The following is a 2992-nucleotide window of genomic DNA, read 5'->3' on the forward strand; positions in this document are numbered from 1 at the left end:
CAGAAGATGAAAGACGATACAATGTTTGACCTTGCTTCAAACACGAAGATGTATGCGACCAATTTTGCGCTTCAAAAATTAGTCAGTGAAGGCAAGCTCGATATCCAGGCAAAAGTTCAGCAATATATTCCTGAGTTCAAAGATGCGGAAGGGGATGTAATCAAGGGGAAGGATACCTTGAGGATCATTGATGTACTTCATCATACAGCCGGTTTTAAGCCGGATCCCCAATATCACAATCCAACTGTTTCAAAGGAACTTCACTCACAGGAGCGGGATAAAACGATTTCATTCCTATCGAAAACACCGCTGACCTATGTACCGGGAACGCAGAACGTATACAGTGATGTCGACTATATGCTGCTCGGTGCGATTATTGAAAAAATAACGGGTCAGCCGCTTGATACGTACGTTGAAAATGAAGTGTACAAGCCGCTTAACTTGAAACATACAAAATTCAATCCGCTTCAAAAGGGGTTCAAGCCAAAGGATTTTGCTGCAACGGAATTGCTTGGCAACACCCGGGACGGCGTGATAGCATTTCCTAACATTCGCACATACACGCTTCAAGGGGAGGTCCATGATGAAAAGGCCTTTTATTCGATGGGGGGCGTTTCAGGTCATGCAGGTCTTTTTTCCAATACGAAAGATCTCGCTGTCCTGCTGCAGGTGATGCTGAATGGCGGGGGATACGGGAAGCATGCGTTTTTTGATCAAGAAACGATCGATGAATTCGTTGCACCTTCAGAGATCAATCCGACTTACGGTCTTGGCTGGAGGCGAAATGGCGATGAAAGCATGAAGTGGATGTTCAGCCCATATGCGAGCGAGAGTGCATACGGTCACACAGGCTGGACGGGAACGGTAACGATCATTGATCCCGCGAAAGAGTTAGGCATTGTTTTGCTTACGAATAAAAAGCATTCACCGCTCGTAAACCCTGTAGCCAATAGCAATCAGTTCTACGGCGACCTCTTCAAAACAGGAAATTATGGAAGTGTCGTGACGGCGATCTATGAAGCGTTGGAAAGTGATACAAAATAGAGGAGTGTGCTGACTCGCATTCCAGCTGCTTCCGTTAAAAAGAGATATACCAACGAAAAGCCGAGGTATATCGACGGAAATTGGAAAATATCAACGGAAAACCGAGATATATTGATGAAAATGGCAATATATCAACGAAACACCTAAATATATCGACGAAACAGAAATAGGAGTTCGAGCTATTAAAAAAATCAAGGCTATCACAAGATGTGATAGCCTTGATTATTATTTCACTAAACTTTTTAATACATTATCAATGATTTGTTCGTTAGCGATAGCTCCTGTGTATAACCAGCTTTCATCGGCAGAAAACTCATGAACATTTCCTGATTTTACAGCAGGGATGCTTTTCCAAAGTGCTTCATTAAGTGCTTTTGAGCCAGTGGATGTATCACTATTGATCAAGAATAGGTGATCGGCGTCCATTTCCACTAATTTCTCTAATGAAATGGCACTCCAGTTTCCTGTTGCACTAGCGGAAATTTCCTTGACAACACCCGGTTCCTTCAAGCCTAAATCGTCATACATGACAGCTCCGCTCGATAGGTTGTCGCTAACGACGAAGAACTTGCCGCCGACAAGCCAAACGGCTGCCACGGAAGGGTTGTCCGTTTCTTTTTCAAGCGTTTTTTTAGCTTCTGCAGCTTTCGCCTCGTACTTGTCTAAAGCCTTCTTGGCTTCATCTTCTTTGCCGAACACTTCTCCAACGCGCTTAAGCTCATCACGCCAATCATTGTTCACCTCGGTACCGATTACATATGTAGGGGCGATTTTATTGTATTGCTCATATTTCCCGCCTTCGACCATGCTTGCAGAGTCCATGATGATCAAGTCCGGCTTCATTTTTTGAACAGCTTCGAATGGAAGGTCGTGTGGAATGGTAGGAATCCCATCAAGGTCCTTTTGTAAATACCCTTGAATGCTTGCTCCATCTTTTACACTCCATTGCGCGACTGGTTTAACACCCAATGTGACAAGATTATCTTCAAGGTATGACGCGATGACACGCTTCGGCTTGGCCGGAATCGTGACTTTATGTCCCATTGCATCCGTTATCGTTCTTGTCTTCACTTCTTCTTGGTTATCTTTATTGGAAGTTTGATCCGTTTTATTTGTCGAAGATTGGCTATCCTTCGCTCCTTCATCACCACAGGCAGCCAATGAAATGGCTAACAGTCCAGCGCCCAAAAGTTGCAGCATTTTTTTCTTGCTTATCACGTAATACATTTAAATCCCCCTAAAGATATGATAAAATAATCTATGCATGATAATGATTCTCGATTTCAATTAATTTAAATATAGAAATCATTCATTGTCAATCGTTATTTTTTAGGGATAATCCCTCTGGAGAGTAGTTGTACAGATGAATTCAAAAACAAAAATCGACAAGGTACCGCTAAATACATATAAAAATAGAGTAACCAGCTTGGTCATCATGATAGTGGGCCTTGCATGCTTACTCGTTTCGATTATTGCTTCAATCAATCTCGGTGCCGCCGATTTGAGCTATCGTGATGTATATAATGCATTATTTCAATTTGATGAAGACAATCCCGCTCATACGATCATTCGCCAATTAAGATTTCCGCGGGCAATCGCTGCAGTGTGTGTAGGAGCTGCGTTAGCAGTCTCAGGGGCAATCATGCAGGGAATGACGAGAAATCCATTGGCTGATCCTTCCATACTGGGAGTAACCGCCGGATCATCGTTTTTCATTGCGATTGCGCTTGTGGTCATGCCGGGTATAACGTATCTGGGCTTAATGATGTTCTCTTTTGCCGGTGCAGGGTTGGGCGCAGCATTGGTTTTCGGAATCACATCGTATTCAAGGGGCGGCATAACGCCTGTCAAGCTCGCACTCGCCGGCTCGGCGATAGCATCCTTGCTTAGCTCGCTTTCAACTGCGGTCGGGATCAAATTCAATATTTCAAAAGATATCAGCTATTGG

At 43.6% G+C, this 2992-nt stretch carries 3 protein-coding genes; 2 read left to right on the forward strand and 1 reads right to left on the reverse strand.

Features of this window, described 5'->3' with window-relative positions; all coding sequences use genetic code 11:
- Positions 1-1044, forward strand: a 1044-nt coding sequence (pbp4b, locus tag CVN76_RS09585; RefSeq protein WP_100531078.1) for a penicillin binding protein PBP4B, incomplete at its 5' end; no start/stop codon positions are given.
- Positions 1045-1269: 225 nt separating this feature from the next.
- Here the strand turns inward: pbp4b and CVN76_RS09590 are convergent.
- Positions 1270-2271: an ABC transporter substrate-binding protein gene (locus CVN76_RS09590; RefSeq protein ID WP_100531079.1), complete on the reverse strand. Its 1002-nt coding sequence runs from the start codon at positions 2269-2271 to the stop codon at positions 1270-1272.
- Between the two features lie 136 nt (positions 2272-2407).
- Between CVN76_RS09590 and CVN76_RS09595 the strand changes: the two genes are divergently transcribed.
- On the forward strand, positions 2408-2992 hold a 585-nt coding region (locus CVN76_RS09595; RefSeq protein WP_157805620.1), incomplete at its 3' end, for a FecCD family ABC transporter permease.

Source organism: Bacillus sp. mrc49 (assembly GCF_002803435.1).

What these genes read in the sequence shown, in the direction of transcription:
- CVN76_RS09590 (WP_100531079.1), bottom strand. Translation starts at nt 2,271, where the DNA reads ATGTATTACGTGATAAGCAAGAAAAAAATGCTGCAACTTTTGGGCGCT.